The 12,068-nt window shown below is 65.7% G+C and carries 12 protein-coding genes; 10 read left to right on the top strand and 2 right to left on the bottom strand.

What is annotated here, in order from left to right; genetic code table 11:
- Positions 1-250: 250 nt before the first annotated feature.
- Positions 251-1,549 (bottom strand): MFS transporter, encoded by a 1,299-nt coding sequence (locus B0G80_RS27945; protein ID WP_181196531.1) that lies wholly within the window; start codon positions 1,547-1,549, stop codon positions 251-253.
- A gap of 178 nt (positions 1,550-1,727) precedes the next feature.
- Between B0G80_RS27945 and B0G80_RS27940 the strand changes: the two genes are divergently transcribed.
- The 8 genes from B0G80_RS27940 to mdcH are packed head-to-tail and all read left to right on the top strand — an operon-like array spanning position 1,728 to position 8,755.
- Positions 1,728-2,501, top strand: a complete 774-nt coding sequence (locus B0G80_RS27940) for a GntR family transcriptional regulator (protein WP_116121264.1) — start codon at positions 1,728-1,730, stop codon at positions 2,499-2,501.
- An 8-nt stretch (positions 2,502-2,509) separates the two neighbouring features.
- Positions 2,510-4,192 (top strand): malonate decarboxylase subunit alpha, encoded by a 1,683-nt coding sequence (mdcA, locus tag B0G80_RS27935; protein ID WP_116121263.1) that lies wholly within the window; start codon positions 2,510-2,512, stop codon positions 4,190-4,192.
- Between the two features lie 2 nt (positions 4,193-4,194).
- Complete coding sequence (locus tag B0G80_RS27930) at positions 4,195-5,118, top strand: triphosphoribosyl-dephospho-CoA synthase (RefSeq protein WP_116121262.1); 924 nt, start codon at positions 4,195-4,197, stop codon at positions 5,116-5,118.
- Positions 5,106-5,429 (top strand): malonate decarboxylase subunit delta, encoded by a 324-nt coding sequence (locus B0G80_RS27925; protein ID WP_116121261.1) that lies wholly within the window; start codon positions 5,106-5,108, stop codon positions 5,427-5,429. The genes B0G80_RS27930 and B0G80_RS27925 overlap by 13 nt, the downstream gene beginning before the upstream one ends.
- The gene (locus B0G80_RS27920) at positions 5,426-6,310 is read left to right on the top strand and encodes a biotin-independent malonate decarboxylase subunit beta (RefSeq protein ID WP_116121260.1); all 885 of its coding nucleotides are present in this window, start codon (positions 5,426-5,428) and stop codon (positions 6,308-6,310) included. The genes B0G80_RS27925 and B0G80_RS27920 overlap by 4 nt, the downstream gene beginning before the upstream one ends.
- A complete protein-coding gene (gene mdcE / locus B0G80_RS27915; protein ID WP_116121259.1) occupies positions 6,307-7,125 on the top strand; it encodes a biotin-independent malonate decarboxylase subunit gamma in 819 nt (272 codons plus the stop codon). Before B0G80_RS27920 ends, mdcE begins: the two co-directional genes overlap by 4 nt.
- A complete protein-coding gene (locus B0G80_RS27910; RefSeq protein ID WP_116123739.1) occupies positions 7,125-7,823 on the top strand; it encodes a malonate decarboxylase holo-ACP synthase in 699 nt (232 codons plus the stop codon). Before mdcE ends, B0G80_RS27910 begins: the two co-directional genes overlap by 1 nt.
- On the top strand, positions 7,823-8,755 hold the full coding sequence (mdcH, locus tag B0G80_RS27905; RefSeq protein WP_116121258.1) for a malonate decarboxylase subunit epsilon: 933 nt from the start codon (positions 7,823-7,825) through the stop codon (positions 8,753-8,755). Before B0G80_RS27910 ends, mdcH begins: the two co-directional genes overlap by 1 nt.
- Positions 8,756-8,785: 30 nt before the next feature.
- Here the strand turns inward: mdcH and B0G80_RS27900 are convergent, their stop codons facing one another.
- Positions 8,786-9,724 carry a LysR family transcriptional regulator gene (locus B0G80_RS27900; protein WP_116121257.1) on the bottom strand — a complete coding sequence of 313 codons (939 nt, stop codon included), beginning with the start codon at positions 9,722-9,724 and terminating at the stop codon, positions 8,786-8,788.
- Positions 9,725-9,909: 185 nt separating this feature from the next.
- Between B0G80_RS27900 and B0G80_RS27895 the strand changes: the two genes are divergently transcribed.
- Both B0G80_RS27895 and B0G80_RS27890 read left to right on the top strand, forming a co-directional pair.
- Positions 9,910-10,689, top strand: a complete 780-nt coding sequence (locus tag B0G80_RS27895) for a putative hydro-lyase (protein WP_116121256.1) — start codon at positions 9,910-9,912, stop codon at positions 10,687-10,689.
- A 65-nt stretch (positions 10,690-10,754) separates the two neighbouring features.
- The gene (locus B0G80_RS27890; protein WP_116121255.1) at positions 10,755-12,056 is read left to right on the top strand and encodes an MFS transporter; all 1,302 of its coding nucleotides are present in this window, start codon (positions 10,755-10,757) and stop codon (positions 12,054-12,056) included.
- The last annotated feature ends 12 nt before the right edge of the window (positions 12,057-12,068 follow it).

Here is a 12,068-nt window from a genome sequence, read left to right as displayed (position 1 = left end):
CCTGAGAGGTTGCCCTCCAGTCGCTCCTGTCAAAAGTTAGGGACGATTCCACCGCCGAACGGATGGCCGCACTGCGGGACCACGGGGTGAGCCGATGGCACGGAGCGGAAACGCCTCGAAGCCATCGGCAATCATTGTACGGAGTTCTGTACAAATCAGCAAACTCGGAACAGCGGAAAAATACGTCGTCTAACGGATGAAAAGGATGCCCGTTCGTCACCCCACCCGCCACTCAGCCAAACGGCCAACCTCATTGCGGCAACACCTCGCCCTTCGTCTCCGGCGCAAACGGAATCACGAACAGCCCGACGATAAAGGCGATCGCCGTCAACGCCACCGGCACCCCGAGCGTATGCATATGCAGCACCGCTGCGCCGAGCAGAAAGTTGACGCCCGCGCCGACGAACCGTCCGAACGACGTGCAGAACGCGAACGCCGTCGCCCGCACGCGGGTTTCGAACTGCTCCGGCAGCCACAAGCTGAACAGCGCGAAATTGCCGCCGAAGAAACCCAGCACGAACAGCCACGCAATAAACGGCGCAAGCCCATTGGGCAAGTAAAACGCCCAGCCGAAACTGCCGACGATCGCCACGGCCATCCCGACAAAGTAAATCGCCAGCGTCTTCTTGCGGCCGATGCGCTCGGCAAGCGGCGGTAACGCGAGACAACCGAGGATCGTCGCGATCGACAGCAACCCCGTGGCCAGCGAAGCGGTTTTGATCGCGTCGTTCTTCGCCATGCCGGCTTTGGTCGCCAGTTGGATCACGGCGGACGGCTCGTACACCGCGCCCGCCCACAACCCGATGATGGCGATGGTCAGCAGAATGCACGCGACCCAGGTGCGGCGTCGATAAGCCGGTCCCATGATCTCGCGCAGCGGCTTGGTGCGCACGGTGCGCGCCTCGGCCTTCTCCCATTTCTCCGACTCCTTCACCCGCAGCAGGATCAGAATCGCGACCACCACCGGCACCGCGCCGGTCAGGAACATCGCGCGCCAGCCGTAATGCACGCCAACCGTGTAATTCAGCGCCGCGGCGAGGAAGAACCCGGCGTAGTAGCCCGTTTGCAGATAACCGGCGCCCATCTTGCGCCGATCCTCCGGCCACGCTTCGGCCACATAGGTCCCGGCCAGCGCCCACTCGCCGCCAATGCCGACGCCCGCAATGAAGCGATAGATGCCGAGTTCCCACACGTTATGCGAGGTCGCCGCGAGTCCCGTGAAAATGGCGAACGTAAAAATTGTGCCGGCCAATACCTTGGTGCGGCCGTAGCGGTCGGCGAGCGGCCCCCAGATGAACGACAGGCCCCACCCGACCAGGAACAGCGCAAACAGGATCGAGCCGGCCAGACCGACGTTCGCCGGCGTCGCCGCATAACCCGAACGCGGCAGCAGTTCGGTCAGGGCCGGCGTCAACACGAGCGCGTAGATGAACGAGTCCATCCCGTCGAGCGTCCAGCCGGCCCACGCTCCCCAAAAACCTGCGATCTGCGAACGATTGAGCGGCGTGCGGCGCCGCGTGACCGACGTGCGGTCGGTGAGTGAATTCATCATGCTCCTCCGGTCCAACAGTTGGCGTACGTAACAGGAACGACGAGATAGCGCGTTAGTGATGAACCGGAGTGTCCTTGCACCACCGGTCAGCGGACTTCGCGGACAGAACGGGGAGTATTTTTTCCGGGTTTGTCCGCGTTTAATTCGCGTCTTTTCATATATAATATTTGATATCATGAACGACGCAATAGATGGTTTTCCCCTGGACGCCCCGGCGCGCACCCCGCTTTTACCCGCGGCGGCGCCGCGTGAAAGCACGTCCCGCGTGATCGCGGAGGCGCTTCGGGCGGCGATTGTCGACGGCACGCTGGCGCCCGGCGCGCCGCTGCGGCAGGACGCGATCGCGCGGCATTTTTCAGTCAGCGCAATTCCCGTGCGCGAAGCGCTGCGGCAGTTGGAGAGCGAAGGCTGGGCCAAAGCCGCCGTGCATAAGGGCGCAACCGTCGCGCCCTTGTCGGCGGAAGAAGCGCGCGAAATCTACGAGATCCGTTCCGCGCTGGAGAGTCTCGCCATCGGGCTCGCCATACCCAGGCACACGGCCGCCACGTTGCGCGAGTCAGCCAGCCTGTGCCGCGCCGCCGAACGCGAGTCGAACCCGTCGCTGTATGTCGAGCGCAATGTCGCGTTTCACATGAGCCTGTACGCGCCCGCTGGCCGTCCGCAACTCGAGGACATGATCGGCACGCTACACCGGCGCGGGGAAAGATATCTGCGTCTGAAATTCGGCTTGCCGTCGTACAAGGGCGAGTCCGACAATGAACACGCCGCGCTGCTCGACGCCGTAAAACGCCACGACATTCCCGCCGCACAACAACTGGTCGTCGCGCATCTGCTGGGCACGGGCGAACTGCTTTATCGTTTCCTCACCGAACGCGCGCAGGCCGAAGCCGCGCTTGCGAATCAACCCAAGCCGCGCGGCAGACGCCCGCGCGCCACCACCGGGACCTGACTAAGCCGATGAACCGACCCGCCGAAGCCGCTGCGTCCGCAGTATCGACACCCACCGCCGCCCGTTCGTGGACCACGCGCCGCGACGAAAAGAACCGCCGCCTCGCCGCCATTGCCCCGTGGCTCAAAGACGGCGTGCTGCGGCCGGAGCGCATTGTCGACGCGCTCGAAACGCTGATTCAGCCGGGCGATCGCGTCGCTCTCGAAGGCGACAACCAGAAGCAGGCCGATTTCCTCTCCCGCTCGTTCGCCAACGTCGATCCACAAAAGATTCACGACGTGCATCTGCTGATTTCGAGCATCGGCCGGCCCGAGCATCTGACGCTATTCGAGCGTGGCATCGCGCATAAGGTCGACTTTTCGTTTGCCGGCCCGCAGAGTCTGCGGGTCGCGCAACTGCTCGAAGACGGCCAGTTGGAAATCGGTGCGATCTATACCTACGTCGAGTTGTACGCGCGCATGTTCGTGGATCTGACGCCGCACGTCGCGCTGCTGTGCGCGGAAAAGGCGGACCGTCACGGCAACCTGTACACCGGCGCGAATACCGAAGACACGCCCACCATCGCCGAGGCCGCCGCGTTTCGTCATGGCATCGTGATCGTGCAGGTCAACGAGATCGTCGACGAACTGCCGCGCGTCGATATTCCGGGTTCATGGGTCGACGTGGTCGTGCAGGCGGACCGGCCGTTCGCCGTCGAGCCGCTGTTCACGCGCGATCCGCGCCACATCGGCGACCTGCAGGTGCTGACCGCGATGATGGTGATTCGCGGCATTTATGAGCCCTATGGCGTGACGTCGCTGAACCACGGCATTGGCTTCGATACGGCCGCGATCGAATTGCTGCTGCCCACGTACGGCGAGTCGCTCGGCCTGAAGGGCAAGATCTGCCGCAACTGGACACTCAATCCGCATCCCACCATGATTCCCGCGATCGAATCGGGCTGGGTCGACAGCATCCATTGTTTCGGCAGCGAAGTCGGCATGGAGGCGTATATCGAGGCGCGTCCGGACGTGTTCTTCACCGGCAACGACGGCAGCCTGCGCTCGAACCGCGTGCTGTGCCAGCTGGCCGGGCAATACGGCGTCGATCTGTTCATCGGCTCGACCTTGCAGATCGATGCCGACGCCAATTCGTCCACCGTCACCCGCGGGCGTCTCGCCGGGTTCGGCGGCGCGCCGAACATGGGCCACGATCCGCACGGCCGGCGTCATTCGAGCGAAGCGTGGCTCAAGCTGCTGCGCGACGAGGGTCCGGTGTCGCGTGGCCACAAGCTGGTCGTGCAGATGGCCGAGACCTACAAGAAAGGCGGCGAGCCGACCTTCGTCGATGAACTCGACGCCGTCGCGGTCGGCGCGAAAAGCGGCATGCCGGTTGCGCCCGTGATGATCTACGGCGACGACGTCAGCCATGTGGTCACCGAGGAAGGCATCGCGCATCTGCACAAGGCCGAGGGCATCGACGAACGGCGCGCGGCGATCGCCGCCGTGGCCGGCGTGACGCCGATCGGGCTGCGGGCGAAGCCGGAAAAAACGGCGGAGCTGCGCCGGCGCGGCATCGTCGCGTATCCCGAGGATCTCGGTATCCGGCGCGGCGAGGCCAAGCGCTCGCTGCTGGCGGCACGCAGCATCGACGATCTGGTGACGTGGTCGGGCGGCTTGTACGAACCGCCGGCACGCTTCAGGAGCTGGTGAGCATGGCGCCCGTTGCTTTGCTCGCGCGAGGAGAAGCGCAGGCGCCTTGCGCTAACGCTGTACCCACGCCTTCCGACGCGCAACTCGCCCATTACGCCATCACCGCGCTGATCGACGAAGCCCAACTCACGCCCAAGCCCGCGCTGGTCGACCGGCGCGGCAGCGGCGCGCATCGCGACCTCGATCTCGACACCATGCTGCGCTCGGCGCACGCGCTCGAGCCGACGTTCGCGGCGCTCGCGCGCGCGGCGCGCCGCCGCAGGGAGGCGTCCGCGTTGCTGCGCGCCGAACTCGCGCAGATCGGCCGCGCCGGCGAGCTCGACATGCTGCACGCCACGGGCGGCAGCAATGCGCATCGCGGCGCGATCTGGATCGTCGGCCTGCTGGTCGCGGGGGCGTCGCTGCCCGCCGGCACCAGGCGCGCGAATCCATCGCAGATCTGCACGCGAGCCGCGCAGATCGCCTGCTTCCCGGATCGCTTCGCCGCGCCTTCCGACAGCCACGGCGAACGCGCGCGTCAGCGCTACCAGGTCGGTGGCGCGCGCCGTGAAGCGCAAGACGGCTTCCCGCATGTGATCGACGTAGGCCTGCCCGCGTTGCTCGCGGCGCGTCAGCGAGGCATCGACGAAAACGCCGCGCGCGTCGACACCCTGCTCTCGATCATGGCCACACTAGACGACACCTGCCTGCTGCATCGCGCGGGCTTGCCCGGTTTGCATGCCGGACAACACGGCGCGCAACGCGTGCTGGACGCGGGAGGCAGTTCGACGCCCGCAGGCAGCGCCGCGCTCGCCGCGCTCGAACACGACTTGCTGACGCTCAACGCATCGCCCGGCGGCGCAGCCGATCTGCTCGCCGCCACCCTCTTTCTCGACATGCTGGCGCATCACGACGCCGACAGGAGCCCCGACTCATGGAACATCTGACCTTCGACTATCCGGCGCAACGCGCCGTCACGACCCGCGCGCACGTCGGCGTGGTGGGCTCGGGCGATCTGGAAGTGCTGCTCTCGCCCGCCGACCAGGCTAGCGCGCTGAGCGCACACGTGGTCGTGCGCACCAGCGTCGATGGTTACAGCCACATCTGGAAGAGCGTGTTCGATCGCTTCTTCACGCGCTATGACGGCGCCGCGCAAATCGAAATCAACGACTTCGGGGCGACGCCCGGCGTGGTCGCGTTGCGTCTCGCGGAAGCGGTCGAAGCCGCCGAAGCCGCCGAACGGGGAGACGACGCATGACTACGGTTGCGACCGCTCATCCCGCGCCGATGCTGCGCGAGAGTTTCATCGAACTGCCGGCGCGTGAGCGCGCCCGCTCGCTGCTGGACGCGGGCACCTTCCGCGAACTGCTCGGCCCGTTCGACAAGATCGAATCGCCGTGGCTGCCGCTGCAGGGCGTGGTCTGCCAGACGGATGACGGCTGCGTGATCGCGCGCGGCACCATCGGCGGCGAGCCCGCCGTGGTCGCCGCGATCGAATCCGCGTTCCAGGGCGGCAGCATCGGCGAAGTGTCGGGCAGCAAGATCGCCGCGGCGCTCGAGCTGGCCTTGCGCGACTGCGAACGCGGCAAGACCGTGCGGCCGGTCGTGCTGTTCGAAACCGGCGGCGTGCGGCTTCAGGAAGCCAACCTCGGCCTCGCGGTGATCGCGGAGATTCAGGCGGCGATCGTCGCACTGCGGCGGCATGTGCCTGTGGTCGGCGTGATCGCGGGCATGGTGGGCTGCTTCGGCGGCATGTCGCTGGCGGCTGCCTTGTGCTCGTACCTGGTTGTCACGAAGCAAGGGCGGCTCGGCATGAATGGGCCCGAAGTGATCGAACAGGAAGCCGGCATCGACGAACTCGATGCCAGCGATCGCCGCCGCGTATGGCAACTGATCGGCGGCGAACAGCGCACGGCGACGGCGCTCGCCGATCAACTGGTCGACGACGATTCCGACGCGGTGCGCACCGCCGTGCGTTCCGCCTTCGAGCAAGGCGTGCCCGCCGCGCATCGCAGCGAACAGGTCGACATGTTCCTCGACCGGCTCGCGCGGATCGATCCCGCCCGCGTCACGCCCGAAACCATGCGTGACGTGTTCAACCGTCAAACGCAAAGCGATTCGCGCAAGGAGCAAGCATGAGCGACGCAAAACTCAGCCGCGGCGCGCGCTGGTTCCAGGCACTGGCCGGCGAATCGGCCAGCCAGGCGCCTGTGTTGAGCGGCGACGCGCCGCTCGGCGAAGAGACCGCGCACTTCTTCTCAGTCGTGCCGGACCCCGCCAACCGCTTTCCGCGCGCCACCGACAACGTGGTCGGACTCGAACAGGGCTGGCGGCTCGCGCGCGCCGTGCGCGGCGCCATTGCGCGGGACGAAGCCAGCGGCACGCGCCGCCCGATCGTCGCGATCGTCGATGTGAAAAGCCAGGCGTACGGATATCGCGAGGAGATGCTCGGCATTCACCTGGCGTGCGCCGCGGCCGTGGACGCCTACGCCGCCGCGCGCGATGCCGGTCATCCGGTGATCGCGCTGATCGTCGGGCCGGCCATGTCGGGCGCTTTCCTCGCGCACGGCTATCAAGGCAACCGCATCGTCGCGCTCGACGCGCCCGGCACCATGGTTCATGCGATGGGCAAGGAAGCCGCCGCGCGCGTCACGCGCCGCACGGTCGAAGAACTCGACGCGCTCGGCGAAACCATCGTGCCGATGTCGTACTCGATGGCGTCGTTCGCCAAGCTCGGCTTGCTCGATCAGTTGATCGACGGCGTCGATGCCGATGCGCCGGACGCCGCGCAGATCGAGCGCGTGCGCCAGATGTTGGCCGAGCAGATCCGGAGCGTGCGCGACGATGGCCGCCGCAATCTCGCGCATCGGCTGGAATCCGAGGCGGCGCGGAAGAATCGCGCGGCGTCGATCGAAGTGCGCCGGCGTCTCGCCGAACAGTGGGACGCGGTGTGATGCAAGTCTGTGCCGCGCCGCCGTTTGCAATCGACCACGCGCTCTCGTGCGATGTGCGATGGCGGCCGCACGACTTGCTGCGTCTGCAACGCCTGGAAGCGTTTGACGATGAACCGTCGTGGGTGCGCGAGGCTTTCGGGCGCGCGCCGTATGCGGTCGTACGGCGCGCGCTGGCGGCGGATGGGTTCGTCGCGATCGGGATGCGCGGTATTGGACGTTCGGAGCGTTATGGCACGTGGGCATCGTCGGCGGATGTGGTGAGCGCCGTGTCGCCGGAAGCTCTTTCACGCCGACCGCTCGCCGGCCGTGACGCGTTGCCCGCCTTCGCCGCACTCGCCGCATTGCAAAACGACGCGACCGGCCCGTTGCATGCATTCGTCTGGGGACCGACCGGCAGCGCCGGTTTCGAACTGGCCACACACGTGCCGACGGTGACGGCATCAAGCGATCTCGATCTGCTCATCCGAACGCACGATAAACCGCTCACGTCAGACATTGCGGGCGAATTGCTGCACTATCTGCAAACGCTCGCACAACGCATCGGCGTTCGCGTGGACGCGCAACTCGATACACCCGCTGGCGGTGTGGCGCTGGCCGAATGGGCCGCGGGCAAACCACGTGTGCTGGCACGCCACGCGCGCGGCCCGCAACTGATCGCCGATCCGTGGGGCTCCGCGTCTCATGGCGACGACGCCTGATGCTCGCGCTGCTTTTCCCCGGGCAGGGCGCGCAGAGCGATGGCTTCCTGCATCGTTTGCCGGAGCATCATGCGGTGCGCGACACGCTCGACGAAGCGTCACACGTGCTCGGCGTCGATGTGCTCACACTGGACACGCCGGACGCCTTGCGCTCGACCGTCGCCGTGCAGATCGGCCTGACGGTCGCGGGCGTGGCGCTCACGCGTGCGCTGGCTGCTGAACGGTTCGTGCCGGAGATCAGTGCGGGCTTGTCGGTCGGCGCGTATCCGGCGGCAGTGAGCTGCGGCGCGATTCACTTCGAAGACGCGTTGAAAATGGTTCGCCGCCGGGCCGAGCTGATGGAGACAGCGTACCCATCCGGCTACGGGCTCGCCGCGATAGCGGGCTTGACCGAGTATCAAGTGGAAACGCTCGCTGCGCGACATGCGGATGAAGTTCAGCAACATGTCTACATCGGCAATGTCAACGCGCCGCGCCAGATCGTCATAGCGGGCGCAAATGATGCACTTGACGCCTTCATCACACGCGCACTGGCTGCGGGCGCGCGCAAGGCCACTCGCCTCGCGGTGAGCGTGCCGTCGCATTGCGAATTGCTCGCGCAAGCCACGGACGAACTGATCGCCTACGCGAAGGACGTCCCTTTTCACACGCCGCAAAGCATCTATGTCGGCAATCGCGGTGGCCGTCCGTTGTACACGGCGGACGCGATCCGCGACGACCTCGCCACCAATATGCGTTACACCGTGCGCTGGTTCGACGCGCTCACGGTGATGCAGGAAATGGGCGCGCATGTGCTGATCGAAGCGCCGCCGGGCCAGGTCTTGACCGATATCGCGCGCGAATACTTGCCGGAGACCGCCGCGCTCGCCGCCAGCACTTTCTCGTTCGATCGACTCGTGGCCACCGCACGACGGCGTCTCGACGCGCATTGAATGATGGACGGCGTGTTCCTCATGCTTGCCTCAGCGTTTCTCGATCAACTGCCGCCCCATCGCCTTCACATACTGATCGAGGGCGTTTCGCGCGACACGTGATGCCGCGAGCACGCCGACATCGGCGTCGTCGCGGTAATACATCGCGACGTCGATCGGCGGCGGCAGTGGACGCACCTGCAATTGCCCCAGTTCGCCGCTGCTCAGATAGGGCTCGACAAATAGCGCGGGCACCGCGGCAATCCCATAGCCGTCGCGCAGCAGTTTCACGATCACCGCGACCGATGGCATGCAGGTCACCTGAGTCTGCGCGAGCGGCACGCCGGCGCGTTTGGCGAGCGCCTGCACGATCGCCTCGACGGCGACTTGCGGCGCGGTGCCACGGCCAAACGTCAGCACGGGCTTGCTCAACACGGTCTGCACGTGTTTCGCGCGGTTGGCCGGAATCAGATCGCTGCGCGCGATCCAGCGCACGGGGTAGCTCGCCAATAAGGTCGACACGATCGACGCCTCAGGCTCCGCGGTTTCTTCCACTTGAATCACCAGATCCAGGTCGCCCGCGCGCAAGCGCGGCCCGAGTATCGCGCTCGAATCGACCGTGAGATCCACGACGATACGGTTGTACTCGAGGTTCAGCAGGCGGATGTAGTCCGGCAGCCAGCTATGCACCACCGTCTCGATCACGCCGAGGCGCAAACGCGTCGCCACTTGTGTCTCGTCCTGCGCGGCCAGTTGCAGCGAGCGCGTGGCCTGCACCACCGAGCGCACATGCGCGAGCAGCCGCTCGCCATTCGCCGTGAGCTGAAATTCGGCCGCATCGCGCTCGATCAACTCGACGCCCAACTCCGCTTCGAGCGTTTTGATGCGCAGCGAAATCGCCGCGGGCGTCGCGTGCATGGCGGCGGCCGTCGCGCGAAAACTACCCAGACGGGCGAGCGTCAGAAACGTTTCGACAAAGCGGGTATTCATGACGGAGCTCTCTTAACAGCGGCGGGTTGCACGCGATCATCGCCGTGAACGGGCCACGGCGCTGTTAAGTTTAATTTAACGAAACCCAATAAAAACTCGCTGGATGGATATTTTTGACGTTACTAATCTGGGTTGCATCCGCGACAGTTTTTCAGCCACGCGATCTACCTGGAGTCGAGCAGTCCATGTCCTACACGCCGTCCGAGTTTCGTCAGCAGATACGCAACCGTCGCCTGTCCGGCCCCACTGCGGGTTATTGCGGCGACTATGCGCAAGCCAATCTCGCCATCCTGCCCAAACAGCACGCCGACGATTTCCTGCGCTTCTGTACGCTGAATCCGAAAGCCTGTCCGCTGCTCGGCATCGGTGAACCGGGCGACTGGCGCGTGCCCGCGCTCGGCGCCGATCTCGACATCCGCAATGACGTGCCGGCGTTTTACGTGTACCGGCATGGCGAGCGCGCCGAAGAAGTGCGCAGCCTCGACGAATTGTGGCGCGACGATCTGGTGGTGTTCGCGATCGGCTGCTCGTTTTCCTTCGAAGAGATGTTGCGGCGTGAAGGCATCGCGCTGCGTCATATCGAACAGCAGGTCAACGTGCCGATGTATCGCACCCGCGAGCGTAACGTGGCGGCCGGCGTGTTCGGCGGCAATCGCGTCGTGTCGATGCGGCCGATGAAAGCCGCCGACGCCATCCGCGCGATCCAGATCACCAGCCGCTTTCCCGCGGTGCACGGCGCGCCGGTTCATATCGGCGATCCGTCGCTGATCGGCATTCGCGATCTGGCGCGTCCCGATTTCGGCGACGCCGTCGAAGTACGCGGCGACGAGCTGCCCGTGTTCTGGGCTTGCGGAGTCACACCGCAAGCCGCCATCGAAAGCGCGCGTCTGCCGTTCGCGATCGCTCATAAACCGGGGCACATGCTCGTTACCGATATTCCCAACACCACGCTGGCGGTGCTGTAGCCGCAGCCTTTGTACCCTCACCCGCCGTGCGACGAGACACGGCCAACGACGACCGGAGTACAAGCATGGAAACCGAAGCGCAGTTGACCGCCGATGCCGAGCATTATGGCGAGTCCGGTGCAGGACAAGGCCCGTTCGCGTGGTATCGGCAGATCTCCGCCAGCGAGAAGCGCGCCTTCTGGAGTTGCAAGATCGGCTACGTGCTCGACGCCATGGACACGCAGTTCCTGAGCTTCGTGATTCCGACACTCATAGCGACGTGGGGCATCACGCGCGGCGACGCCGGTCTGATCGGCACCGTCACGCTGCTGAGTTCAGCGCTTGGCGGCTGGGGTGCCGGCGTGCTGTCGGATCGCATCGGCCGGGTGAAGACCTTGCAGATCACGATTCTCTGGTTCGCGGTCTTCACGCTGGCTTGCGCGCTGGCGCAGAATTTCTCGCAGCTGTTGTGGGCGCGCGGGCTGATGGGCCTCGGCTTCGGCGGCGAGTGGACGGCCGGCGCGGTGCTGATCGGCGAAGTGATCCGCGCGCGCGATCGCGGCAAGGCGGTCGGACTCGTGCAGGCGGGCTGGGCGATCGGCTGGGGTATCTCAACGCTGCTCTTCATGGCCGTGTTCTCACTGGTCCCGGCCGATTACGCGTGGCGCGTGCTGTTCGCGATCGGCATTGCGCCGGCGCCGTTCGTGATCTGGATCCGCCGCTTCGTCGACGAGCCCGAGGTGCATCGGGCGCAGAAAGCGGCGCAGGCCGCCACGCAAACGCGCACTTCGCTGCTCGATATTTTCCGTGGCGAGATCGTCTGGACGACGCTGCGCGCGTCCGTGCTGGCAACCGGCGTGCAAGGCGGCTACTACGCGGTGACCACGTGGCTGCCGACGTATCTGAAGACCGAACGGCATCTGAGTGTGATCGGCACCGGCAGCTATCTGGGCGTGGTGATCGTCGGTTCGTATTGCGGCTACCTGACCGGCGCTTATGTCAGCGACAGAATCGGCCGCAAGCGCGCCTTCATCGCGTTCGCTCTGGCGTCGTGCGCGATTGCGCTGATCTATACGCAACTGCCGCTCGATAACCTTTCGATGCTCGCGCTCGGTTTCCCGCTCGGCTTCTGCGCGTCCGGCATTTTCTCGGGCATGGGCGCGTTCCTCACCGAGTTGTTTCCCACGCGGATTCGCGGCTCCGGTCAGGGCTTCTGCTACAACTTCGGGCGGGCGGTCGGCGCGACGTTTCCGTTCCTGATCGGCTATGTGTCGCAGACGACGACGCTCGGCCATGCGATCGGCGTGTTCGCTGCGGCGGCGTACGGCATAGTGATCCTCGCCGCGTTGACGCTGCCTGAAACCAGAGGACGGCAACTCAGCGCGTGAGCCGCCGCGGCG

Origin of the sequence: Paraburkholderia sp. BL6669N2, from assembly GCF_003387275.1 — a bacterium.
In the GTDB taxonomy this organism is placed as follows: domain Bacteria; phylum Pseudomonadota; class Gammaproteobacteria; order Burkholderiales; family Burkholderiaceae; genus Paraburkholderia.
The sequence above is the reverse complement of the archived record's forward strand: the minus strand, read 5'-3'. Positions and strand labels throughout refer to the sequence as shown.

Excerpts from the sequence above, each read along its gene's own strand:
- B0G80_RS27945 (WP_181196531.1), bottom strand. The coding sequence starts at position 1,549 with ATGAATTCACTCACCGACCGCACGTCGGTCACGCGGCGCCGCACGCCG.
- B0G80_RS27940 (WP_116121264.1), top strand. The coding sequence starts at position 1,728 with ATGAACGACGCAATAGATGGTTTTCCCCTGGACGCCCCGGCGCGCACC.
- mdcA (WP_116121263.1), top strand. The coding sequence starts at position 2,510 with ATGAACCGACCCGCCGAAGCCGCTGCGTCCGCAGTATCGACACCCACC.
- B0G80_RS27930 (WP_116121262.1), top strand. The coding sequence starts at position 4,195 with ATGGCGCCCGTTGCTTTGCTCGCGCGAGGAGAAGCGCAGGCGCCTTGC.
- B0G80_RS27925 (WP_116121261.1), top strand. The coding sequence starts at position 5,106 with ATGGAACATCTGACCTTCGACTATCCGGCGCAACGCGCCGTCACGACC.
- B0G80_RS27920 (WP_116121260.1), top strand. The coding sequence starts at position 5,426 with ATGACTACGGTTGCGACCGCTCATCCCGCGCCGATGCTGCGCGAGAGT.
- mdcE (WP_116121259.1), top strand. The coding sequence starts at position 6,307 with ATGAGCGACGCAAAACTCAGCCGCGGCGCGCGCTGGTTCCAGGCACTG.
- B0G80_RS27910 (WP_116123739.1), top strand. The coding sequence starts at position 7,125 with ATGCAAGTCTGTGCCGCGCCGCCGTTTGCAATCGACCACGCGCTCTCG.
- mdcH (WP_116121258.1), top strand. The coding sequence starts at position 7,823 with ATGCTCGCGCTGCTTTTCCCCGGGCAGGGCGCGCAGAGCGATGGCTTC.
- B0G80_RS27900 (WP_116121257.1), bottom strand. The coding sequence starts at position 9,724 with ATGAATACCCGCTTTGTCGAAACGTTTCTGACGCTCGCCCGTCTGGGT.
- B0G80_RS27895 (WP_116121256.1), top strand. The coding sequence starts at position 9,910 with ATGTCCTACACGCCGTCCGAGTTTCGTCAGCAGATACGCAACCGTCGC.
- B0G80_RS27890 (WP_116121255.1), top strand. The coding sequence starts at position 10,755 with ATGGAAACCGAAGCGCAGTTGACCGCCGATGCCGAGCATTATGGCGAG.